The organism is Dolichospermum sp. LEGE 00240 (genome assembly GCF_015207875.1).
Classification (GTDB): domain Bacteria; phylum Cyanobacteriota; class Cyanobacteriia; order Cyanobacteriales; family Nostocaceae; genus Dolichospermum; species Dolichospermum gracile.
The window spans coordinates 1-23,346 of record NZ_JADEVZ010000079.1 but is presented as its reverse complement, the minus strand read 5'-3'; the positions used below and the strand labels follow the sequence as shown (position 1 = coordinate 23,346).

The window sequence follows — 23,346 nt, the reverse complement described above, 5'->3', positions numbered from 1 at the left end:
CTTACCCCAATCTTCTGGAGGTATCTGTTCTAAGTGATTGACGCGATTTAGTTCCATGTCACTTAATTTATCACATTTTGGAGGTAATTTTTTAACGATCGCTCTTCTACCCCCCTGAACGGTTACGCTGAAGAGTTAGCGGGAGAAGAAATTCAAAATACGATTCAACCTCGTTCATCTATAAACAATCAGCCGTTAGTTCAAGTTTAGATAAATAAATTTTGGGTATCGGGAATGGGACAGCGAACTGCGACCTAGTAATCGCTATTCCTGTGAGTCGTGATTTTCAGGCGTAAGCGTTGCGCGACCTAGGAATCGCTTCAATTATCTATCTGTTAAATATTTGCTGCGGGCGATCGCTATTAATGTAAGTTGTGATTTCTAGGCGATCGCGTCAACAATCCGTTTCGTAAAGACGAACATCAATCTCTACAAGTAGTGATCGCCTCAATCCTATCCCATCAAACACAATAAATATAATTATCGTTTAATTTGCTTCGGAAAATCAGGAACTAACAAAGATTGCTCTAATTCCCCTTGCTCATTATAAAATCTTATTTCACCTTTTTCATTACATAGCCATACCTCAAGGGCTTGGGCTTCAAAATACAACTTTTTCTTGAATTCCATTTCACCCAAAGTATTCCCAATAGATTTAACTTCTATACAAATTTCTGGAGCAATAGATGCTGATACTTCATCTTGGATTTTGTCAAATCTTTCCGCAGAACACCAGACAACATCGGCAACTTTAACGCCGTCTGTTGTATCGATCGCACATTCTGGCATCACTTCCCCATTACTCAACAAAGACTCCAATAAACGTTGGAGTCTTCCTTGGTGAAAAGAATGTTTGATTTTGACTGGACTCATTACGATTTGCCCCCACTTATTTAATTCAATTTTGAAGGGTAAATCTTGTAGCTGTTTATTCTCACAAACTTCTTCCCATTTCATAATCAATTACCTAAAGCAATCAATATAATAATAACTCACTTGTCACTATAAGGCTTGATTGCGATCGCCTCAACCTAACCTTACCCCCTGATCGCTAGTATTGTAAGCCCTGTTTTATAGGCGATCGCACCAACAATCTATCTTCTAAAGGCGATCGCACTTAGTTGAGGTTTTGCACAATCAATATGGGTAACTGCACTATTCCACAATTTTCTAATCCGAATAAATCGTCAATCTCTTGTTGCATCTTCTTAACTATTGAGTACATTTTAGATAATTCATCTTTTTGCCTATAAGTATTTTGTATTAAATGAGAACACAATTTTTGAGATAACTCTCGATCTGACTTGAATGTTAAAGTTAGATGATATCGATCAGAATTAGAATCGTTATCTATAGAATATGTTTTTTCTTCTAATAATTTTTGCAAATCAGAGTCTCTAATTAAACTATGGGGAATGGAAATATTAATAGAAGTAAATGGACGAAATTTTCTTAATTCATCTATACTTTTTTCAATTGTCTCAAATTCACTGAGTTGATTCTCTATGCTGAGCTTTTTGGTTTTAAATGCAGATTCATAAGTTGTATTTTTGAGTGTTTTCTCCGTATAAAAGCTCCGAAATATTCCTTCATAATAGCTTCTTCTGCCATACACTTCATAATAAGCTAAATCATATAGCTCCTTATACCTTTCATCCATAGTTTTAACGTTATACTTAAATTTATTAGCCAGCTTTTCAATCTTTTTATCTATCTTTATTTTATAAAGTTCCCAAATAGATCGCATAATGCTTTCAAATTGTTCTTGCAAACCCAATTCTTCGAGAATCTCCAACTGTTCTAGTGTAGGAATCTGCGTAAAAATACTATAGAAAATATATCTAATATAAGAACAAAAAGCAATATTAAGTCCACAAGGTAAGCATGAAATAATTTCACTAAAGGGATAACCATCAACAGACATTATATATCCTTGAGCGTCTTTTTGTAGATTTGATGTATGGAGAAATCTTGAGATATAGTTTTCATTATAAGATCGCAATCTTTCAAGTAGTCGATTCATTAATTTTAGATTAAGATTTTCGTATCCACCCGAATAATAACTAATTTTAGTCAATTCACTCATTATATTTCTCACTTCATGAGGAATTGTTAATTTGCTGTTAAGGAAAAATTTTTCTTTAATGACTTTACCTATAAGTTCTTTACATAGATTACTTAAACTGTCATAGGTATTATCGCTTATAGTTTCTCCCTCGGCACTATACTCTGAAACCATTGACAATACAAATAAAGTTTTCCAAAGATATTCACTAGAATAAATAGGATTTTCTGTATAGGTTAATGGGAAATAAAGATAACTTTGCCAACCAGTGGTACTGTAGTGACGCTCACCCCAAAAATAGTCATCATAAAGAAGTTTAACTATATGGCGATAAAATTTATACCCCTGTGTACTGAGTGCAATTTTATTGTATATATCCCAATAGCTTTCCTTGTAATAGAATCGCTTAGAGGATGTTTGAAAAGTTTCCGGCGATTAGAAATCGCTACTACACAAACAAAGTCCACCTGCGTGGACTAACGAAAAATCAAGGCTTTTGAACCCACGTATCCCTTACGGGACCGAAGGAATAGGTGGGTTTCGTCTGTGTAGCTGCGACTTCTAGTCGCCCTTGCAAGTAATAAATTAGACTTTTCAAACACCCTCTTAAATTGATTTTCAATAATTTCCTTATCTTGATTAGGAATTTTATCAAAATAGCTTTTTAAGTTATGTTCAAAATTTTGCTTCCAGATATTCCTTTCATTAACACTAGAGTGAGAAATAGGTCTAGAAGGAGTTTCTGTTTTTTCATCAGTATGTCCGTCATTATTTGATTTTAAGTTCTGTGCCATGATACTCCAAATATTCATTGAATTTTGCCTCCAGTGCGATCACTAATTTCGTCCGACCACTGTAACTATATTTTTGGCTAATTGTCAAGTGCGATCACTTTGATCACTTTCTCTGATGAAGTGCGATCGCCTAAATCATCTATCATCTAAAGGCTTTGCGGTATGCGATCACAATTACTGTGAGTCGTGATTTTCAGGCGATAGCGAAGCGCGACCTAGGAATCGCTTCAATTATCTATCTGTTAAATGTTTGCTGCGGGCGATAGCGAAGCGCGACCTAGGAATCGCTATTCCTGTGAGTTGTGATTTTCAGGACTAGGGATCGCTTTTTATTGGTTTTAGGAGGCGATTTAATTTTTATTGGTTTTAGGAGGCGATTTAAGGTTCAGGTATCTCCAACTGATGACAAATTCTAAAAGCGGTAAAGTCAACAATCTCTCTATGACGAGGAATTGCTGTACGACGACCGTTAAGGGGATTTTCCCAAATAGAATGTTCGCTTCCTTCTCTTAATAAATAACAGCCATGTTGACTAAGGTGACGTAACAAATCTCGACGTTTCATTAAGCTACAAAACTAGGAACAACTTGAACATGATTTGCTGCTGAGAAAATCAAATAAATTGGTTCCTCTAAATCCGCTTCGGGTTCCGTTAATTGTTCATTCGGCAACGGTAAAGATTCTCCCTGAGATAAATAAACCTCTGCCATATCAACTAATGCACTCGCCAAAGAACGACGGACTATAGATAAATCTTCTCCCCAAGAAATCGCTCCAGGAAAGTCTAATACCTCCCCATGAACTCCCTTGTCTAAAAACTTATACATTGCCTTATAGGTAAGCATGATTTATGTATCCTAAAGCAATAAACAATTCTCCTATTATAAAACACAGGCAATTGTGATGGCCAGTTTTTTTTGGAGATGAGAGGCGATTCCGACGGAGCGCTGCGCTAATTCCCGCCGGGACGCTTTGCGTAGCTTGCTTCCTGTAGGGTACGCTATCGCATCTATATTTTCCTTCACAAGCGATCGCGGCACGAAAATTTTTAGGACTTACGCATTGACAGGATCAACCAAATATGAGGTATGGGTTTTGGGCATTTTAACTATGATTCCGCGCTGAATAAGTTACTCATCTATTTTTGTGTCGCTACAATCACCTGTGCTTCTCTCAAGACTTTATCGCCCCATAAATAACCCCGGACTACTTCCTGTATTACCGTATTTTCTGTGATATCTGCCCTTGATTCACGTCCCACAGCATACATTGTCTGGGAGTCAAAAGGTTTGCCCTGGGCGACAATGGGAACAACACGGCGTTGTTTGAGGATTTCTAAAAGCGATCGCCTAATTAACTCCACTCCCTGCTGATTGCTGGTGAAAATTTCCGTTAATGATTCTGGTATTAGTATTTTCTTTGGCTCACTAGATTCAGTATAATTACCATTAATCCAATCTAATAGCTTTGCCCAGAAGCCTTTTTGTATTAATGGTTTTGAATTTGAGGTAGTTGATAATGTTTCTAATTCTTCTTGCCAGTAAGTACAAGCCTGATCTAAAGCATCCACAACACCCAGCAAATCTTTGAGCAGTTTCTCCTGCTGTCGCTCAAATTTTCCCGATGCCTGTTTTTGACTTTCTGCCAAACGCATTGGCATCTGTTCTTGCTCTGTCCGAATTACCGCCAATGCTTGTACCAGAGCATCTTGGCTAGAATGCAATAATTTACCCTGTTGCTTAACTTCATGGCGCAAAGCAGTCCATTCAGACACCATTTGATAGGGATCAAAAGCATGAGCAGATGATGGTGGTTCGCCTAAATATTCAGGAGGTGCTTGTTCTGATTGTAAATAATCTAGAAAATTGGCAAATAAAGCTTCTTTGTCAGTTGTCATTTGTTATTAGTCAGTTGTCAGTGGTCAGTTGTTATTTGTTGGCTTTGTACATTCTTTGAATGACAAATTACGAATTATTTAAAATGTCGCACGAATTAGATCATCTAAGCTAACTTCTAGTTGCGCCAGGGCTTTTTCTCGCAACTGTTTTAATATTTCTGGATTCAATTCTGCTTCTAGGGGACGCAATTTCAAGAACTCCTCCGATTGACTTGTCTCTCCTTTGCGAAGTGCCTCGTAAGCTCCTCGAATTGCCTTAAACTCTTCTGGATAAGTATGCGCGGGGAATTCACGTAATTTGGCATGATAAGCCGCTTTAATTTGGGTGCTGGTTGCTCCTGGTGAAATTCCTAAACGTTCGTAGTGATCAGCCATAAATAATTTCCAATTAAGATGACATCAATTAAACTATCAGTCTTTATCTGTGTTTATCTGCGGTTCATTACTCTTGATAAGTAGGTTGGCGTTGAAAATTGTTGTTATGGCAAGGCAAAAGGCAAGAGTGAAGAGGGTTTGGGCGATTTTACGTTTATGTACACAGTTTGGTTTTATTGTGTTCACCTACTTATCTGACTTTTAAAGCAATTCCTGAAAACCCACTTTTTTTCTACCCTTGCGTTTTTTAGATGGAGATGAATTTCTAAAGATAAAGTCTAAATCTATTCCATATTCTTCGTCTTCGTCATCTTCATCTTCATCTTCATCATCTGAGAAATCAGGCATATTATTTAACATCATTTTTTTGAGTTCTGGAAGCATCCGTTCAAACTCCGCTGGAGACATTTGACTACCAAATAATTTTTTAATCATCCCTTCTAATAAATCACTCATATCTGACATATCGAGATTGTCAAATTCATCTGGATCTGGCATGGCGCTCTGAGTTTCTCTATCATTAATAAATGCCTGTTCTTCTCGAAATGCTTGTAAGGCTTTGGCATCTTGTAGGCGACGGGCTAATTCAAATCCCTGTTGTTTTAATTGTTCATAATTTGGGTGATCAACGTGGTAGGTAGTGGCTCTAGCTAATAGCAATAAAGGGTTTTGTGGTTCTCGACGGAGTGCTTCATCTAGGAACGGTACAAGGGTTGTAATTTCGCCAAAACGGCGGGATTGAAGTTGAATATTTGCCAGAGCGTTGCCCGGTTGGGGCATGGTGTCGAGGTAAGAACGCACGGGAAGTTCTAGTTTTTTGGGACTATTTTCTTTAACGGCTAAGATAACTAACTTGGCAACTCTAGCTTCTGGGTATTCTATGGATAGGTTGATTAACTTTTGCTGATACTGATTTAGTAAAGCAGCGATGCCTTTTTCCCGTTTGGCAAAGAGTTGAATCGAAAGGGCGATCGCTTGCAATACGGAAATTTGTTCTTGATCTGCTAATCTTGAAAGGAGATTGTCCCATGCTGCGACCGCGGCTTTTTGGTCCAATGACACCCGACCACCGGAATTGGGCGGACTTTGGACTGCATTCACGAATATTTGACAGGCACGGATAGGCGGATTTGTGGGATCTTCTGTCTTCACAAAACGGCTAAATAAGGGATAACTTAACGTGGAAAGCGCATCTACCCAAGGCAATGTTTCTACTTCAGGTTCAAGATTCAAGTCGCCAAAATGCTTACCAAATTTGCGTCGAGCTTCATTGCATGCTTGTTTGTTATCTAGTATCTTCCAACAGTGCAGCAACATTATATAAACTTCTTCATACCGACATCCATTTTCTAATGCTTGGGTAAGTAGTGCGATCGCTTGATCATAATTTTCGTCTCCTGCTTCAATTAATCCCTTACGTCCCAGCACTTCTGGTGATGTGGGACAGATTCGTTCTGCTTGTTGCACAGATCCCAAAGCAGCCCGCTCACGATCTATTGCTATGTAAGTATCTGCCATCCAGCAGTGAAGATGTGCTTGGGTCAGTTTCAATCTTTGTGCAGGCCATTCTTGAGGGTTTCGTTTTGCTTCCTGTTCTAACCACTTCAAAAACCGTGTTAACAGGCGTGAACGTTCTTGATCATGATCATTAGCATCGAAAACTTCTAAGAGATTGATTGCCAATTGGGGGTTAAAGGGTTGCTCTGTCAACAAAGGCTGCCAGAATAGTTCAGCACAACTTGGTTCTCCTTGATTCAGTGCTTGTTGTCCGGCTAGGGTAAGCAGCAGTGGACGGAGACTTTCTAGTTCTGGAAAGCGTGGGGAACGTCGCTCCATCTTCAATAGCAGATGGGCGGCATCATGGTGATTACCTTGGTCAATCAGTTGCAACATTCGCAATATCGCTAATGCCTGTTGGCTGTTTTTATCTACTGTTGTTCGTGAATTTATAAATTGGAAGGGTTTTTGTTCTGTTCTTCCATGTTGAAAAATCGCCAATCGCTCTAAAATTGGATGCTCCAAATACTTTGGTTGACCATATGAAAGTGATTTCAGCCCCAAAAGACTGGCCGCAGCATCCCAATTACCACTGACTTGTTGAGTATAAACAATCCAAGCTATGGGCAAGTCTCCATCGGTGACGGCTCGCTTAATTTTCTGAAAAGATGTTAAAGCTGTTTCTGGTTGACCATTTTTGAGTGCCAGAACACCTCGTACCCAGTGGAGTTGATTAGCACTAAAGCGTTTACATTGTTCCTGAATTAATTGCTCAACTGTAGCGGTATGTCCTTTGAGGAACAAGAGTTTTAGGTAAGAGATGCTGTAGTCTTTCGGTAGAGTACCTGCCTCAAAAGCATTTCTGAGTAATTTTAATGCCCCATCTAATTGCTTCAATTCCAGTAAACATTTAGCTTGCCAGTAATGAACTTCTCCCACCAAACCAAATTCTAGAGCGCGAGCAAAGGATTTTTCTGCCTGTTTAAAATCTTGTTTCTGAAATTCTTGCTGACCCCGTAGCAACCAAATTTCTGATTCTGGGGGTGTAAATTCAATATTAGGGTGTAATCGCTGATTTTTCTTGATTTCTTCTAATGCTTGCCGATATTTTTTTTGGTTCAGCAGTTCTTGCAGTTGCTTCGGGAAGGAGTTTTCCGCAACTTTTGTCTCTGTGCTAGAGACCTGTGATTGTGAGTGCTGTTTAGACTGATGTTTAGCCACTGGGCTTTCTTCCTAATTGTTGTTTGATTTTTACCCTCATAGTTAAGGGTGGCTCCAACTACTTTCCATATAAAGATTGTACCGATTTATGGTAAAAAAAGATAGAAGCATTTTTCTCAATAAGGATTATCTATTGATAATGTTACCAACTCTCAGACTTTTCTCATGCGATAATTGCATGAATTAATTGTCATTAATAATATGAATACCAATAATATGGCTATGCAGAAAACATATATTCACACTGAATTCAGTTAATATTTTATGGGGTATTATATGGGATATTATATTAACACTAATATATTGCACTCAAACCAAACAGGAGCAACTGCTATTGCCATTGAGTAATCATCAACAAAATCACAAGTCCACAAATGAAAAATTACTACCGAAAATGCAGGTGAATGCAAAGCAGTTAATAACTCAGGTGACAGCGGTATCATCTGGAATCTTGACCAGAATAGTCAGCAGCGATAAACCTTTTTATCGTCGTTTTTGGTTGTGGGCAGGATTAGGTGTTAGTAGTGGGATCATTGCTTTCCATTACACCCTCTTAGAAATAGATAAAAATTTACCAGATCAGTCCGCACTCAGAGCATTAGTACGAGAGCAAACACTGACGATTAAAGCTGCTGATGGTAGTGTGCTACAACAGCAGGGAGAAGCGACAAGAGAGCAACTGAAAATAGAGCAAATACCAGATACTTTAAAGAAAGCTTTTATTGCTTCAGAAGATAGAAGATTTAATCGACACAATGGATTTGATCTCCAGGGAATTGCCAGAGCAGTTATCAATAACTTGCGATCGCAAAATGTGGTAGAAGGTGGTAGTACCATCACCCAACAAGTAGCGCGAATTCTCTTCCTCAAACAAGAAAAAACCTTCTGGCGTAAACTCAAAGAAGTCCGACTATCCCAAAAAATAGAGCAAGAATTGACTAAAGACCAAATTCTGGAACGTTATCTCAATCTCGTATACTTAGGTTCTGGGGCCTATGGCGTGGGAGATGCCGCTTGGGTATACTTTAGTAAATCCGTAGATCAACTGACTTTATCAGAAATGGCTACCTTGGCTGGTTTAGCTCCTGCACCTAACGTCTACGCCCCCGACAAAAACCCCAAAACAGCTACAGAACGGCGCAATCTGGTGTTACAACGGATGCTCGAAGATGGCATCATTACACCAGCCGAAAAACAAGCCGCGACTGAGGAAGCATTAACAGTTAATAGCAGTTTACCCAAACGGTTACAAGTTGATTTTCCCTATTTTACCACCTACGTGCAAAAGGAATTGCCAAAGCACATTGCCGCTGATGTTTTGGCTAGTGGTGGTCTAATAGTAGAAACAACCTTAAACCCAACCTCGCAAAAAGCCGCAGAAGCCGCAGTAGCCAAGATATTAAAAAATGAGGGCCGGTGGCAAAACTTTAAACAAGCGGCTATGGTGGCCATAGAGCCTGGGAGTGGGGAAATTCAGGCCATGGTCGGCGGTAAAGACTTTGGTAAAAATCAGTTTAATCGTGTCACCCAAGCCCAACGACAACCAGGATCAACCTTTAAGGGTTTCGTCTATGCTACAGCGATCGCTACTGGCAAAAGTCCCTATGATAGTTATTTAGATGCACCCTTATCAATAGATGGTTATGAGCCGAAAAACTCCCATGACAAATTCTCCGGTTGGTTAAATATCAGAGACGCGCTCACCAAATCCATCAATACAATTGCCGTAAAAGTCCTAATCGAAATAGGTTTTGAACCCACCATTAAACTTGCCCATGACATGGGAATTAAGTCAGAACTCAAACCTAACTACTCCTTAGCACTTGGTTCTAACGAAGTCAACTTACTGGAACTAACCAACGCCTATGGTACATTCGCCAACCAAGGCAATTATATAGAAGCTCATGGCATTCGTCGCATCCTCAACCGCGAAGGAGATGTGATATGGGCGGCTAAATATAAACCCAAACAAGTTCTAGATGCTGACAGTAGTGCCATCATGACTTGGATGTTAAGAAATGTTGTCACCAGTGGCACTGGTGCTGCGGCTCAATTAGATGATAGACAAGTTGCTGGCAAAACAGGTACTACCGATGAATCCCGTGATTTATGGTTTATTGGTTATATTCCTCAGTTAGTTACTGGGGTGTGGTTAGGGAATGATGACAACACCCCTACCTATGGTAATAGTGGTAGTGCGGCTTATGCTTGGCACGAATTTATGGAAAAAGCCGTAGAAGGAATGCCTGTAGAAAAGTTTCCCCCACGACCTAATTTAGAAAATCGTCAAGGTACTATCAAACCCCAACCTCTCAAACCGAAAAAACTTATCCATAAGTCGGTTGATGATAATAATCAAAAATCAGATGAGGATAACACCGATAATTCTAATTCCTCAACCAGACGCAGACGCAGAAGAACATACAATCAATCGGAGGATTCCTCAAATTCAGAAGAAAATCGGCGAAGACGAAGACGACGCTATAGTCAAGAGGATAATGATACTTCTTATTCTACCCGTCGCCGCCGCAGACGTAGTGAAGAATCCAATAGCAATTCCTCTTCTCAATCATCTCGTTCCCGCCGCAGACGTAGTGAAGAATCACGACCTTCTAGATCATCCTCTGAAAACAACAGTTCTGGAGGATCTTCATCATCACAACCTTCCTGGAGAGAAAGACTTAAACCCGATTCTTCAGGAAATAATTGATGTTAAGTCAGGAGTCAGGAGTCAGGAGTCAGGAGGAAGAAGAATAGTTTTCACCAATGCCCAATGCCCAATGACCTATTCCCTAGAAACAGCAAAGATTTTTCCTGGGGTAGATGTAAGTGATTCACTCAGTTTATACTTTGTTAAGAAGTGTAATCTACATTAGACAAATATAGTCATGAGTTATTTATTGCTCCAAGTCCAAGTACCAGATACCGGAAATCACTTTCCCCTAGCTTTCACCTTGGTTTATGTAGTGGGTTTTGTCGCTGCTGTCACCATTGGTTCAATTGCCTGGTACAATTCCAAACGTCCCCCCGGTTGGGAAAATAAGGAACGCCCCGACATTATCCCCAAGGTAGAAAAGGAATAGGTAAAAGGCAAGAGGCAAGAGACAAGAGGCAAGAGGCAAAAGTTCTTTATCTTCCCCTGCCCCCCTGCCCCCTGCTCTAATTCTGTACATCTACCCAACGACGGTAAAGCTTTTTAATTTGTTTAAGCAAAGTTGTATGAATTCTGGGGTTAGCTTCAATAGACTTGCTTAACTCCTCCAATTGGGAGAGGAGTCTTGCTTCTTCAACAGCTACATCACCATCACTGTAAATTAAGCCACTGATAGCTTCAATTAAATCCTCGTAATCTTCCTGGGTTGGGCGATCGCCTAAATACTCCTTGACCCATTGATGACACTCATTTGGCTTGACTGGCACTAGTTCATACAACCAAGGTTTAATCTCTGGATCATTGGCTAAACCTTTAACTTGGGCTATTTCCCGCAGATATTGCCGTTCTTCTGGTTGGATTTTGCCATCAATCCAAGCTGCTCCAATCAGGATTTTTACTAGGTTTTTTACATGAGAATTATTAACCATCACTGCCTCCTCTGGTAGATTCGGGCTTTGATTAAATCTTACAATCACTATTGGTATTCACTCGGAATCCTTAGTTTTTCTTAAGCGCACCATAAAAAAACCATCCATATCTTGTTGGTGAGGCCAAACTTTCAACCACCCTGGGGGAGAAATATCGGCAAAATCAAAGCTAGGAGGTTCAATTTGCCAATGGGGATTTGCGGCTAAAAACTCCGAAATTACCTGTTCATTCTCCGCTGGATGCAGTGTACAAGTGGCATAAACTAAAACGCCGCCAGTCTTGACAAAAGTTGCATTATGTGATAGCAATTCTTTTTGTAATTGGCAAAGTTCTTGAACAGAAGCCGGTGTTTGTCGCCAACGCGCATCAGCGTGACGGTGCATAGTTCCCAAACCCGAACAAGGAGCATCAAGCAATACACAGTCAGCAACTTGGTAGAATTGCGGTAAATTGCGGCTGTCTCCTGAACAAATTTCGATAGATTGTAAATTTAGACGTTGGGCATTTTCTTTTAATTTGCGTAACCGGGAAGCAGTTTGATCACAAGCCCAAATTTTGCCTTTATCTGCCATTAACTCAGCAATATGGGTGGTTTTCCCCCCTGGTGCAGCACAAACATCAATCACCACATTACCGAGTTGAGGGTCAAGTAAATGACCAACTAATTGAGCGCTACTATCTTGGACAGTCCACCAACCTTCATGAAAACCAGGTAAATTTTGAATTGCGCCGTTATTACCAATTAATCGTAAAGCTTGGGGTAAATGGGGAAGAGGTTTCACTAAAATACCAGCAGATGCAAAAGCTGATTCTACTTCTTCTAAAGAACTGCGCAGGATATTTACTCGTAAATCAATGGTCGGGGTTTGATTCATCCAATTACAGAGTTTTTCTGTTTCCTCAAAACCCAATTGTGATAACCAAACTTCAATAATCCAATTAGGAAAACTGTGTAAAATTCCTAATCTTTCTACCGGATTTTCTGGTAATTTTAACGGTTCCGATGACTTTTCTGCAAGTCGGAGATATTGACGTAATAAACCATTGACAAACCCAGTTAAACCAGGAAAACCATTTTCTTTTGCTAATTCGACGGTGGTATTTACAGCCGCAGAAGCGGGAATTCTTTCTTGATAACGCAGTTGATAAAAACCCAGATGTAAAATTGTGCGAAGGTCTTTGGGTTGTGGGGTTTTCTTGGTAGCAAGTTGGTCAATGATCGCATCTAGGGTGCGTTGTCTTCTGACGCTACCATAGACTAATTCTGTTATTAATCGGCGGTCGTTGTCGGGTAACTTAAACTTTTGTAGCACTCGGTCTAAAGCAACATCAGCGTAAGCTCCTTTGTGAACTTCTTTAAGAGCAATAAAGGCTAGTTGACGGGGATTTGTCATGGAAAGGGGGGGTGATACGGCGGATTTTCATCCTGTTTAGTTAAGGCTATAGCAATACAATTGAACCTGAGTTCGGTGTTAGGAGTTTCTCCTTCGGAGACGCTACGCGAACGGAGTTATGATTCAACGAGATCATCAGGGTTTGAGACTCATACTTGGGGCAGTAATTGAGGGCGGGGAAACCCCGCCCCTACAGGTTTTACAATTTACAAAAATTTACAAAGAGTGTATACGGCTATAATGTTGGGTTTCCCTGGGTCAACCCAACCTACATTTAGTTTAAAAGTTGTTGGATAGTGATAGCCAGTTGTTTCAGTTTAACTGGTTTGGTTAAATAATCATTTGCTCCTGCTTCTAGAGTGCGATCGCGATCGCCTGTCATGGCCAATGCTGTGAGGGCAATTATCGGTGTATCAATTAAGGTAGGATCGAGGCGAATCTGTCTCATGGCTGCGAGTCCATCCATTTTTGGCATTTGAATGTCCATGAGAATCAAGTTTGGCTGATGAGTTTGTGCCATGTCAATGGCTTCTTGACCATCCCTCGCTACCAGGACGCGATAGCCTCTAGCTGCGAGGTAGCTAAAAAACATAATAATATTGGCTTCGTTATCTTCTGCCAGTAAAATTAGTGGGGCTTGGTTTGCTACTGTCGTCTCCTCTGGGGTATCTATTGTTGAACCAGTGGTTGATTGATAATTGACCATGATTTCTGATGAGGAAGAACAGGGTAGTTCGATGGTAAAGCAACTACCCACACCTAGTTCACTAGTTAATCCCACACTACCGCCATGTAATTCGACAATTCGCTTCACCAATGCCAGTCCTAATCCTGTACCTGTATATTGGCGATTTAAGGCGCTATCTATTTGATTAAAGGGCTGAAATAGTTTATGGACATTTCCTGGAGCGATGCCGATGCCTGTATCAGTAACGGCAATTTTGAGGCTAGGATTATTGATATTCAAGTTAACTTGGCTGACTTCTAGGGTAATGCGTCCCCCTTCTGGAGTAAATTTCACCGCATTATTGAGCAGATTAATTAATACTTGCCGAATCCGTCTTTCATCTACCAATAGGTTAGGGAGATTGTCTTCAACATTGATATGTAGCTGAATATTTTTCTTCAGTGCTTGTTGTTGAATAAATGCTGCGCTGGATCGGCACAGATGACCGACAGAAATTGCTGCTAAGTCCAGTTCGATCTGTCCGGCTTCAATTTTGGCTACATCGAGGATGTCGTTAATCAATTCTAGGAGATGATTACCACTACGTTCAATGGTTTGTAAGGCTTTGAGTTGGCGTTGATTGACTGTACCGATGATATCGTCTTGCAGCACTTCAGTGAGTCCTAAAATGGCGTTGAGGGGGGTGCGGAGTTCGTGACTCATGTTGGCCAAGAATTCGTCTTTGAGACGGGTAGCACGGGATAATTCTTCGTTGGTGATGGCGAGTTTTTGATTGATTTCGGTAAGCTTTGCTTCTGCTTGCAGACGTTCGGCTAATTCTGTTTGTAACTGGTCGAAAAGATTAGCTTGCTGAATAGCGATCGCTAATTGGTTGGCAATTTGTTGGAGGAGTTGGGCTTCGGAGTCTTTCCAGACTCGTTTTTCTAGGCAAGCATGAACGACTAAAACTCCCCAAAGTCTGTTGTTTTTATCAGCGGCAACCCAGCGATTGTTGTCTCCATCTCGGACTTCTTGTAAAATGGGGGCGACAATTTTGGATTGGATTTGCCCCTCCCAGGAATATTTTCCCAGGCAATCTGTCCAAATATCTTTCATGACATCGGGGACTATGCGGGGCTGTCCTTGCCAGTAGTAATTGAGAATTTCTGGAGACCATACTTCATCTTGCCAATGGCGGTCCTTGAGTGACACTAAGGAACTAGCAACGGCTTCTTCAACTATTTGACTTTGACCATCGGCAAAGAGTTGGAAGACGATGACGCGATCGCTCTGGAGTAATTCTTTGATATCAGCCGTCACTGTGGATAGAATATCTTTGATATCTAGGGACTCCCGCACTTTTTGGACAATTGTCCCCAGAGTGCGCTGTTGTTCTAACTGCCGGAAGATTTCTGCTTCTGCCTTTTGGCGGATGATCAGTTCTGATTGAGCTTGTGCATATAAATTTGCCTGATAAATAGCGATCGCCACCTGACTAGCAATTTGTTCTAATAATGCGATTTCCGCTGCTGTCCAGGCATAAGGCTCACTATTTTGGTACATTCCCAACAAACCCCACAGGGAGTCACCCACAAAAATAGATGTAATTGCATAGGCTCTAGCCTGAAATTGTTGCAAAAGCTGAATATGACAGGGCTGTAAATTAGCCTGATAAATATCATTAACTGCCCAAGTTTCGTGATTTTTAAATCTACCTCCTTGAGTTTCCTGGAGATAAGTATCTGTCCATATAGAATTGATATCAGAACCCACGAGTTTTGACCAACCGTTAACCACAGCCTCGGTGACAAATTCACCACTCCAGTCGGGTTGAAAGCGGTAAATCACTACCCGATCTACTACCAATAGTCTTCTGACTTCCTGGACGGTGGTATTGAGAATGACGTTGATATCTAGGGATTGGCGAATTGCTTGGGTAATAGTGAAGAGCAACTGCTTGTGTATTGCTTGCTGTTCTAAGACGAGTTCAGCTTCTTGGCGTTGACGCAGTGCGGCTTTCTGTTCACTAATATCTATGATTACACAGATGGTTTGATTGTCTGAGTCTTGAAGAAGTGCTGCTCCGATGAGTATGGGAAGCCGACTGCCATCTTTTCGGTAGTATTCCTTTTCCCAAGGATCAATGGAGCCATGTTGGATGAGATAACCCATAGCTGCAAAGTCGCTGGGTAGATATTCTGGTGGAGTCATCGCCAGCCAATCAATTGCCCCAGCATTGAAGTCATCTCTGGTGTAACCCAGCATCTTGAGGAAGCGATCGTTGACACCAGTTACCTGCCCTTGAAAATCGGCAAATAACATACCCACTACATTAGAATCAAACATCCGCCGAAAGCGTAGTTCACTATTTTGTAAGTTAATTTCAGCTTTTTTGCGATCGCTGATATCTTGAAACATCCCCACCACACCAATAATATTATTGGACTCATCTCGCATGGGAGCTTTGTGGGCTTCGATCCATCGAGTTTCACCACTGGGGAGAATGAAGATCTCTTCCATTCCTAATTGGGCTACACCTGATTCAATCACTAGTTGATCACTGGCACGATAGGTGTTTGCTTGGTCTGGTGTCAGAGAAAGATCAAAATCAGTTTTCCCAATAATCTCCTGTGGTGATGACAAGTTGAGGGTGTTGGCTAACTGCTGATTGCATCCTAAGAAGACCGACGCTAAATTCTTCCAAAACAGAGGTAGAGGAATTGTATCAATTACCGTTTGAATAAACTGTTGAGATTCCCGCAATTGACACTTTCTTACTTGTAGTTCTTGGGTGCGCTGCTCTACTCTAGCTTCCAAGTCTTGATTCAAGTCATGTAGAATGTCATTGGCTACTTGACGTTGCAATTCGGCGGCGGCTCTGGCTGCAAATACCCTAAGGATGGCGATCGCTTCCCTGCGTACGGATTCCTGTAAGGGTTTTACGTCCAGAATACAAAGGTTGCCAATGGCATGACCATGATCGTCTTTTAAGGCAATACCCAAATAACTATCTGCCTGGATTGTCACCAAGTCTAAATCATCGGGAAAAAGTTCTTGAATTTGGCTTTGACAGTAAAATTCCCCCTCTCTGAGGGCGTATTCGCAGGGTGTATGGGCTAAGTCATAGGAAATTGCTGGCTGTAAAGCTCCATTTGCCCAAAATCCCAAGGTATGAAGTTGATTACCCACCAATTTTGTCACTAGGGCATATTGGACATTTAAGGTTTCGGTGATGTGGTGGACTAAAGCCGGAAAAAAGTCCTCTCCGGTGACAGATGCCGTTCCTATTACCAGTTTTTGTAGGAATTTTGCCTGTTGGCGTTCGATCAATTGCGCCTGTAACTGTTCATGGTTGCTGGATTGCTGGATAGCGATCGCTAGTTGTACGGATAATTGTTGCAAAAGTTCCACTTCTGACTCTTGCCACTCGCGGGGATGCTGGCTTTCGGTGGCATTGAGAAAGCCCCAAACTTCCTGATCACACAGAATCGGTACGAGAATTTTGGCCCGGGTTTGCAGTTGAATTAACATATCCCGGTGGCAGTCTGACATTGGGGCGGTGTAGATATCTGGGACAACGCGAATCTTTCCTTGGCGATACATTTCCACTTGGGTTTGTGAAAAACAAGCATCTTTGGTTTGTCTTCCGATCAGAGATGGGGAGGAGTTTGTAGACTCGACAACTGTAGTGGCTTCCCCATGGCTATTTAATCGCCAAATACTCACGCGATCGCAACCCAATAATGACCGCACCTGGGTAACTGTTGTCTCCAGAATGGTTTGTAATCTCAAGGATGAGCGGATTTGGATAGCGATCGCTGCTACCAGTTTTTGTGCTTCTATCTGAGTTTGGATAGCGATTGTCCGGGCGACAACTTCTTGTTCTAGTTCAATGGCACGGGTTTCTAGGAACTTGATTTTCTCAGCTTCTAACCGCAATACTTTCTCTTTTAATGCTTCTGCCAGTCTGTATAATTCTAAAGGCTTCAGGGCTTGTAAGACATTAGTTTGGGTGACAATTCCTAATAGTTCTCCCTGTGATCCCGTGACAGCTAATCGGCGGACTAAGTGTTGTTCCATGATCTGCTGTACTGCCCACAGGGAATCCTCTGGCGTGACGGAGAAAATTGGTGTACTCATCACTGCATCAGCTAAACAGGTTTTTAGGTTCAAATCTAATGCCTGAAACTGGACAATATCTGCCTGGGTAATTATTCCCACGGGAATTTGTAGAGATTGAGCCTGAATATCGCTATTTTGCACGATTATCACCGAACTTACCCGGTTTTGAGCCATGAGTTGGGCGATCGCCAACATGGAACTATCTGGTGCGGCACAAATTACCTGATTTGTCATGACCTCTGAGACTGTCCGTAACCGTAACAGGTCTATGGAACAAGAGGTTTGTCGTAAACTTTCATGAGTTACCAACCCCAATACCTGATCTTGCTCATCCAGAACGGGTATGTGGCGAGTGTGGTACTGTTGCAGTAGATTAATTGCCGTGAATAAATCAGTAAAGGCAGATGCTTGTAGAGTCACCACTGGAGAGTTCATTACCTCCTTGATGATTAAGTTTGCTAAATGACACTGATTGGCAATCAGACATACTACGTCTCGCTCTGTCAAAATACCTATCAACCGCCCATGTTCTACTACCAATACGCAACTTGATCTAGCATCTAGATCAAGTTCATCCAGTTGACCATCAGTTATTTTAGTTGTACTACAGATCCCTCGCAGGCGACTCATTTGGGCGATCGCTGCCATTACTGTAGTCTCCGGTGTAACTATCAGCGGATTACCGATAATGGCAGAGTTCAATTCTGATGAGGTCAGCCCGGTAGAAAAGTTTAACATGCGTCTGTAGACATGAATGGAGATATTTTGAAAGCGTGAACTAAGTAGGGTTTGCTGAAAAAGTTGTTTGTGAGGGGAGGTGACAGTTTCAACTATCTGGATATCCTCAATTTTCCAAATCCGAGGCTAATAATGGTCAGATAGCGATTCCTAGGTCGCGCTTCGCTATCGCACACCAGGAAAAGTCAAGATTAATACTTAATAAAACTACCCTAATTCGGTAATATTTTTTGAAATATAAATGAAATATAAGTATGTGACATTTTGAAGTGGGGAATGTGGGTAATATAACTATAGGACTCCTATTTGATTTTTGATAGCTTGCGTGGCGTAGCCATACAAGACTCAGTAGGTATTAATTCTGTCTTTCTTCCTGTTAAGAGTTCCCTGTTCCCTGACCACACAAGTAAATTCACAGAATCAAACCGGATTCCTATATTCCCATTGTATCACTCACAGTAGGATTTGCAAAACGCTGCGCAAACTTGGAGTAGGACAAAATTAAGGACTCAAAGGTTTGAGGTTGATAAAAAGGAAAATAGGTGCAAGGTTTTTGAGGGGGTAGTACCAAAACGGAGCATTTTAGCTCTAATAAACTTAAAAATTTGGGGATGACAGATAGATGAAACTGTCACCTGTCACCTCACTCGCTATCAGGAATCAAAGCGGAGTCCTATATCTATATTACCAACTTCAAATTCACAAGCTCTAGAAACCACATCTGGAGGTAACTTATCAAAACTAATTAATGGTAAATAATCAGGATTATCAATAAGTTCCTGAGCCAATAAATAACCAGCAATTGTCCAAGTTTGATACTTTCTAGCTTGTTTACCAATTAACCTCCCTTTTTTCCCATCATAATATTCTGGCCATTCATCCGCCGATAATCTGACTTTAGCAATTTCAATGGCTTTTTCTGCCAACTGTGGTTTTTTGGTTTTCACTGCTGCTGCTGCTAACATCCACATTAAAACAGGCCAGCTACCAGCATTATGATATGACCAAGGTATATTTTTCGGGTCACATCCTGTCACAACTCGATATTCTTCACCTTGTAAAGCCGGATAACAGATTTTAACAGGCATATCGCCGACTAAATCATCCCATCTTTTTTCAATCAGATTCATAATTGCTTGGGACTGTTCCTCTGTAGAGAGATCAGAAATTACAGCCATCAAATTTCCCAGGGTGAAGAACCGAGTATCCATTTGTGATGGTCCGACATTTCCCGCAAAATAACCACCTTTTTTTGGTAGCCATTTATCTAACTCATAATAAGGTAAAGAATCGGCATAAATATTGAAAAGATTAACCGCCGTTTTTCCGTATTCCTCACCCTTAAAACGATAAATTGCATTCAGACGATTAATATCTATCCAGTAATGCTGACGAATATGCCCACATAATAAAGGTAAGCGGTTATCAATTGCTTCCACAATATCCTCATTACCTTTACAAATTAGCAGTTCTCTGGCGGCCCGTAAAGCGGCAAAAAACAGCACTTGAATTTCTAAAGGATGGCCATAAATTCCCATGCGTCTGTCTATCATACAAGCGCCATCAGGAACTAATAGCGTCGGGTACATATCAAACCGATTGGCCAAACAGATGTCCATAATTAACCTAATTCCTGTTTGGAATTGTGGTTGATAAGCCAGGGAAGGATCTTTAATAGCAACCACATAAGCACGTAATAAAATTAACCACCATAAACAAGAATCTACAGGTGTGACTCTAGCAATCGCGTGTTCACCAAAATCAGCTTCTAGAAATTCTTCCCCATTGGCAGAAACAACTTTAAAACTGGCTGGAATTAAACCTCTACCGGGTTTATAGGCATCTAGAGCCTTTTCTTTCGGCTGTAACTTTAATGTTTCTTCTAGGAAATTCTTGACAATATCTGTTCTGCCTTTAATCAGAAAAATTAACGCCGAGGAAACAAAATCTCGAATAAAACATTGGTCATAATTCAATGCTTCGACGGATGAATCATAAGCCGCTACAGTACCGACTGGCTGACCTTTGTAGTAGAGAATCGAATTCTCTAAGGACTGCCATGCTTCATTTTCTATATTTTTACTTGTCTCTAATTTGTTTAGTTGCATTACCGGACTAACTCCATTTAGATAGTAGATTTGTTGGGAGTAGATGTACCTTTAATTATTTTCTAATGCTACTTTCATCATAACTTTGAAATAGCAAATATCAATTTCTTCAAAAATACCAAAATTAAACTCAATACCTTTGCCCAACTTAAAAAAGCCTGAATTCGTAGGTTGGTTAAGAGCCATAACCCAATAAATGCGTCAGGTTGCACTGTCGCTTAAACCAACTTACAAAAAATGGCAAAGGTATTGTAAACTGCATCGTATTTAACAGTTTTTTAAATTTCTAGCAACAAGGATTCTTCTGTATGCAGAACTACCTAAATGTAGTATATCTACTTGATTAGCAATTGGCTATTGCAATGACAAAATAAATTATTCCCCTACAACTTAACAAGTTATAACGTTTTTTCAGAATATGCAATATCAACAGTTAAAAAAATTGGGGGTTTTAAACTGTTCGGCAATTTCTACCCATAAATAGCCTTATGTGACGGAACGTCCATATAATTAACTTAGTCAAGCAAGGGAGTTAATTATATGCAAAACCAAGAAGTGACTATTTCAATAGGTGATGCTGCTAAAGAGCTTGGTGTGTCAGTAAAAACTGTTCGTAGATGGGCTGATGCTGGTAAATTGCGATTTGAACGCAGTCCATCAGGGCATAGAAGATTTTTTCTTACAGATATTAAACGAATTACACCGCGAGATTTTAATCAGTTAGAAGACCGCATAACTATCAATTATGCCCGCGTTTCTAGCCATGACCAAAAAGATGATTTATCTAGGCAGATAAAGGTTTTAGAAGCTTTTAGCGGAAGTAATGGTTGGCAGTTTGAGACTATATCTGACTTAGGTAGTGGTTTAAATTACAATAAAAAAGGTCTTCAAAAACTACTGAAACGGATTATGCAAGGTGATGTAGGTAGATTAGTCCTGACTCATAAGGATAGACTTCTCAGGTTTGGTTCTGAGATTGTATTTGCAATGTGCGAAGAATTTGAAACTGAAGTTGTCATTATCAATAAATCAATCGAAGAAACCACTTTTGAACAAGAATTAGTAACAGACATGATTGAACTCATTACTGTTTTTTCAGCAAGACTGTATAGTTCGCGAAGTCACAAGAACAAAAAACTACTGGACAACGTGTCCAAAGTTATCCAAGAATCTATCCAAAACAGTTGATAGTGGATAGATATGGGTATATACTGGAAAAGTATCAATAAACATTGTCAGGTCGAAAACAATGCTTCTGTGTTTCCAAACCGCATTAATTCCAAATAACGGACAGGTTACAGCTTTCCGTAAACCCGGATTTCTCACCAAAATCCTCAAACCCTTATAAAATCTGGATTCTGGTTTTTCACACTGCATCAAAAATCAACTCCGTGAAAAATGCCCGAAACCGTTTCTCTATAAGGATTAGATAGATTGCGATAGCGTTCGCGGTAGCGTCTCGTTCGCATAGCGTTCCGAAGGAATAGAGATAGCGCGACCTAGGAATCGCATTGTTTGTGAGAAATGCGGGCTCCGTGCCTACCCCGGTATTGGGGGCAACCACGGGGGGTTTGCCCCTACTATTTCTGGTTTCTCAGAACTGACAACTAAACAATTACCCCAATAAAGCTAAGATTCTAGTATCTGTCAATGAAAATTTTTTAAGCTTTATAGTCAGCGGCAACGGTAAACACACTATGTATGATGTCCTAGATTCCCACGCAGTCCTAGAAGTGTTGCGACCAGTAGAAGATCCAGAACTTCGCAAAAGTCTGGTAGAATTAAATATGATTCGCAACGTCACAATTGATGGTGGCAAGGTTAGTTTCACTTTGGTGTTGACCACTCCGGCTTGTCCTTTACGGGAATTTATTGTCGAAGATTGTCAAAAAGCTGTGAAAAAGCTCTCTGGTGTGACAGATGTGAGTATAGAAGTAACAGCGGAAACACCCCAGCAAAAAAGCTTACCAGACCGCAACGGTGTACCTGGGATCAAAAATATTATTGCTGTTTCTAGTGGTAAAGGTGGCGTTGGTAAGAGTACAGTAGCCGTAAATATTGCCGTTGCTTTAGCACAAGCTGGCGCTAAGGTGGGTTTATTAGATGCAGATATTTATGGGCCCAATGATCCTACTATGTTGGGTTTGGGTGATGCAGAAATTAATGTCCGGTCTACAGAGGCAGGGGACATTCTTGAACCAGCTTTTAATCATGGTGTCAAGCTTGTTTCCATGGGCTTTTTGATTGATCGAGATCAGCCAGTAATTTGGCGCGGTCCGATGCTGAATGGTGTGATTCGTCAGTTTCTTTATCAAGTGGAATGGGGAGAACTGGATTATTTAATTGTGGATATGCCCCCAGGAACTGGAGATGCTCAATTAACTTTAGCCCAATCTGTACCAATGGCAGGGGCAGTGATTGTGACTACACCACAAACTGTAGCTTTGTTGGATTCCCGGAAGGGGTTGCGGATGTTCCAGCAGTTAAATGTTCCAGTTTTGGGAATTGTGGAAAATATGAGCTATTTTATTCCCCCAGATCAACCGGACAAGCAATATGACATTTTTGGTTCTGGTGGTGGTTCAAAAACAGCCGCAGAATTAGGAGTTCCTCTGTTAGGATGTGTACCATTAGAAATTTCTACCAGAATTGGGGGTGATAGTGGTGTGCCGATAGTTATTGGTGAACCTAATTCAGCCGCTGCTCAAGCATTGAAGGCGATCGCTCTCACTGTAGCAGGTAAAGTTTCCGTTAATGCGTTGACATAAGTAAAAAAGGAGTCACCGAGTCAGGAGTCACCGAGTCAGGAGTTCAGAAGAAGAAAGAAGAAAGAAGAAAGAAGAAAATTTCTCCCCTACTCCCTTACCCCCCTACTCCCTACCCCC

General features: G+C 40.8%; 17 protein-coding genes. 4 read left to right on the top strand and 13 right to left on the bottom strand.

The window, feature by feature from the left end; genetic code table 11:
* Positions 1 to 480: 480 nt before the first annotated feature.
* From IQ226_RS20730 to IQ226_RS20695, 8 genes are all read right to left on the bottom strand, one after another.
* Positions 481 to 957 (bottom strand): Uma2 family endonuclease, encoded by a 477-nt coding sequence (locus IQ226_RS20730; protein WP_193898546.1) that lies wholly within the window; start codon positions 955 to 957, stop codon positions 481 to 483.
* Between the two features lie 160 nt (positions 958 to 1,117).
* A complete protein-coding gene (locus IQ226_RS20725; protein WP_193898544.1) occupies positions 1,118 to 2,239 on the bottom strand; it encodes a hypothetical protein in 1,122 nt (373 codons plus the stop codon).
* Positions 2,240 to 2,541: 302 nt separating this feature from the next.
* Positions 2,542 to 2,859 (bottom strand): hypothetical protein, encoded by a 318-nt coding sequence (locus tag IQ226_RS20720; RefSeq protein WP_193898542.1) that lies wholly within the window; start codon positions 2,857 to 2,859, stop codon positions 2,542 to 2,544.
* A 378-nt stretch (positions 2,860 to 3,237) separates the two neighbouring features.
* The gene (locus IQ226_RS20715) at positions 3,238 to 3,423 is read right to left on the bottom strand and encodes a type II toxin-antitoxin system HicA family toxin (protein ID WP_193898540.1); all 186 of its coding nucleotides are present in this window, start codon (positions 3,421 to 3,423) and stop codon (positions 3,238 to 3,240) included.
* Positions 3,423 to 3,704, bottom strand: coding sequence for a type II toxin-antitoxin system HicB family antitoxin (locus tag IQ226_RS20710; RefSeq protein WP_039203329.1), 282 nt, complete (start codon positions 3,702 to 3,704; stop codon positions 3,423 to 3,425). Before IQ226_RS20710 ends, IQ226_RS20715 begins: the two co-directional genes overlap by 1 nt.
* Positions 3,705 to 3,997: 293 nt before the next feature.
* On the bottom strand, positions 3,998 to 4,756 hold the full coding sequence (locus tag IQ226_RS20705; protein ID WP_193898538.1) for a nucleotide exchange factor GrpE: 759 nt from the start codon (positions 4,754 to 4,756) through the stop codon (positions 3,998 to 4,000).
* Between the two features lie 78 nt (positions 4,757 to 4,834).
* Positions 4,835 to 5,131: a DnaJ domain-containing protein gene (locus IQ226_RS20700; RefSeq protein ID WP_193898536.1), complete on the bottom strand. Its 297-nt coding sequence runs from the start codon at positions 5,129 to 5,131 to the stop codon at positions 4,835 to 4,837.
* A gap of 201 nt (positions 5,132 to 5,332) precedes the next feature.
* Complete coding sequence (locus IQ226_RS20695) at positions 5,333 to 7,849, bottom strand: tetratricopeptide repeat protein (protein WP_193898534.1); 2,517 nt, start codon at positions 7,847 to 7,849, stop codon at positions 5,333 to 5,335.
* Positions 7,850 to 8,243: 394 nt separating this feature from the next.
* Here IQ226_RS20695 and IQ226_RS20690 point away from each other — a divergent pair, with 394 nt between their 5' ends.
* Together IQ226_RS20690 and psb35 are read left to right on the top strand one after the other, a co-directional pair.
* A complete protein-coding gene (locus IQ226_RS20690; RefSeq protein WP_193898548.1) occupies positions 8,244 to 10,559 on the top strand; it encodes a transglycosylase domain-containing protein in 2,316 nt (771 codons plus the stop codon).
* A gap of 178 nt (positions 10,560 to 10,737) precedes the next feature.
* Positions 10,738 to 10,932 carry a photosystem II assembly protein Psb35 gene (gene psb35 / locus IQ226_RS20685; RefSeq protein ID WP_193898532.1) on the top strand — a complete coding sequence of 65 codons (195 nt, stop codon included), beginning with the start codon at positions 10,738 to 10,740 and terminating at the stop codon, positions 10,930 to 10,932.
* A gap of 76 nt (positions 10,933 to 11,008) precedes the next feature.
* Here the strand turns inward: psb35 and IQ226_RS20680 are convergent, their stop codons facing one another.
* The 5 genes from IQ226_RS20680 to IQ226_RS25685 all read right to left on the bottom strand — a co-directional run bounded on the left by IQ226_RS20680 (position 11,009) and on the right by IQ226_RS25685 (position 20,647).
* Positions 11,009 to 11,431 carry a TerB family tellurite resistance protein gene (locus IQ226_RS20680; protein ID WP_193898530.1) on the bottom strand — a complete coding sequence of 141 codons (423 nt, stop codon included), beginning with the start codon at positions 11,429 to 11,431 and terminating at the stop codon, positions 11,009 to 11,011.
* Positions 11,432 to 11,488: 57 nt separating this feature from the next.
* Positions 11,489 to 12,826 (bottom strand): 16S rRNA (cytosine(967)-C(5))-methyltransferase, encoded by a 1,338-nt coding sequence (locus IQ226_RS20675; protein WP_193898528.1) that lies wholly within the window; start codon positions 12,824 to 12,826, stop codon positions 11,489 to 11,491.
* 274 nt (positions 12,827 to 13,100) lie between these two features.
* A complete protein-coding gene (locus IQ226_RS20670) occupies positions 13,101 to 18,353 on the bottom strand; it encodes a GAF domain-containing protein (protein WP_193898526.1) in 5,253 nt (1,750 codons plus the stop codon).
* A gap of 653 nt (positions 18,354 to 19,006) precedes the next feature.
* The gene (locus IQ226_RS20665; protein ID WP_193898518.1) at positions 19,007 to 20,461 is read right to left on the bottom strand and encodes a glycoside hydrolase 100 family protein; all 1,455 of its coding nucleotides are present in this window, start codon (positions 20,459 to 20,461) and stop codon (positions 19,007 to 19,009) included.
* 51 nt (positions 20,462 to 20,512) lie between these two features.
* Positions 20,513 to 20,647, bottom strand: coding sequence for a hypothetical protein (locus IQ226_RS25685; protein ID WP_255539990.1), 135 nt, complete (start codon positions 20,645 to 20,647; stop codon positions 20,513 to 20,515).
* Positions 20,648 to 21,001: 354 nt separating this feature from the next.
* On the opposite strand from IQ226_RS25685, the gene IQ226_RS20660 reads away from it, so the two are divergent.
* Positions 21,002 to 21,649 (top strand): IS607 family transposase, encoded by a 648-nt coding sequence (locus tag IQ226_RS20660; RefSeq protein WP_193898516.1) that lies wholly within the window; start codon positions 21,002 to 21,004, stop codon positions 21,647 to 21,649.
* A 509-nt stretch (positions 21,650 to 22,158) separates the two neighbouring features.
* Positions 22,159 to 23,229 carry an Mrp/NBP35 family ATP-binding protein gene (locus IQ226_RS20655; RefSeq protein WP_193898514.1) on the top strand — a complete coding sequence of 357 codons (1,071 nt, stop codon included), beginning with the start codon at positions 22,159 to 22,161 and terminating at the stop codon, positions 23,227 to 23,229.
* Positions 23,230 to 23,346 lie beyond the last annotated feature (117 nt).

What these genes read in the sequence shown, in the direction of transcription:
- IQ226_RS20720 (WP_193898542.1), bottom strand. Translation starts at nt 2,859, where the DNA reads ATGGCACAGAACTTAAAATCAAATAATGACGGACATACTGATGAAAAA.
- IQ226_RS20730 (WP_193898546.1), bottom strand. Translation starts at nt 957, where the DNA reads ATGAAATGGGAAGAAGTTTGTGAGAATAAACAGCTACAAGATTTACCC.
- IQ226_RS25685 (WP_255539990.1), bottom strand. Translation starts at nt 20,647, where the DNA reads ATGGCTCTTAACCAACCTACGAATTCAGGCTTTTTTAAGTTGGGCAAA.
- IQ226_RS20700 (WP_193898536.1), bottom strand. Translation starts at nt 5,131, where the DNA reads ATGGCTGATCACTACGAACGTTTAGGAATTTCACCAGGAGCAACCAGC.
- psb35 (WP_193898532.1), top strand. Translation starts at nt 10,738, where the DNA reads ATGAGTTATTTATTGCTCCAAGTCCAAGTACCAGATACCGGAAATCAC.
- IQ226_RS20725 (WP_193898544.1), bottom strand. Translation starts at nt 2,239, where the DNA reads ATGGTTTCAGAGTATAGTGCCGAGGGAGAAACTATAAGCGATAATACC.
- IQ226_RS20665 (WP_193898518.1), bottom strand. Translation starts at nt 20,461, where the DNA reads ATGCAACTAAACAAATTAGAGACAAGTAAAAATATAGAAAATGAAGCA.
- IQ226_RS20680 (WP_193898530.1), bottom strand. Translation starts at nt 11,431, where the DNA reads ATGGTTAATAATTCTCATGTAAAAAACCTAGTAAAAATCCTGATTGGA.
- IQ226_RS20655 (WP_193898514.1), top strand. Translation starts at nt 22,159, where the DNA reads ATGTATGATGTCCTAGATTCCCACGCAGTCCTAGAAGTGTTGCGACCA.
- IQ226_RS20715 (WP_193898540.1), bottom strand. Translation starts at nt 3,423, where the DNA reads ATGAAACGTCGAGATTTGTTACGTCACCTTAGTCAACATGGCTGTTAT.
- IQ226_RS20675 (WP_193898528.1), bottom strand. Translation starts at nt 12,826, where the DNA reads ATGACAAATCCCCGTCAACTAGCCTTTATTGCTCTTAAAGAAGTTCAC.
- IQ226_RS20670 (WP_193898526.1), bottom strand. Translation starts at nt 18,353, where the DNA reads ATGTTAAACTTTTCTACCGGGCTGACCTCATCAGAATTGAACTCTGCC.
- IQ226_RS20705 (WP_193898538.1), bottom strand. Translation starts at nt 4,756, where the DNA reads ATGACAACTGACAAAGAAGCTTTATTTGCCAATTTTCTAGATTATTTA.
- IQ226_RS20690 (WP_193898548.1), top strand. Translation starts at nt 8,244, where the DNA reads ATGCAGGTGAATGCAAAGCAGTTAATAACTCAGGTGACAGCGGTATCA.
- IQ226_RS20660 (WP_193898516.1), top strand. Translation starts at nt 21,002, where the DNA reads ATGCAAAACCAAGAAGTGACTATTTCAATAGGTGATGCTGCTAAAGAG.
- IQ226_RS20710 (WP_039203329.1), bottom strand. Translation starts at nt 3,704, where the DNA reads ATGCTTACCTATAAGGCAATGTATAAGTTTTTAGACAAGGGAGTTCAT.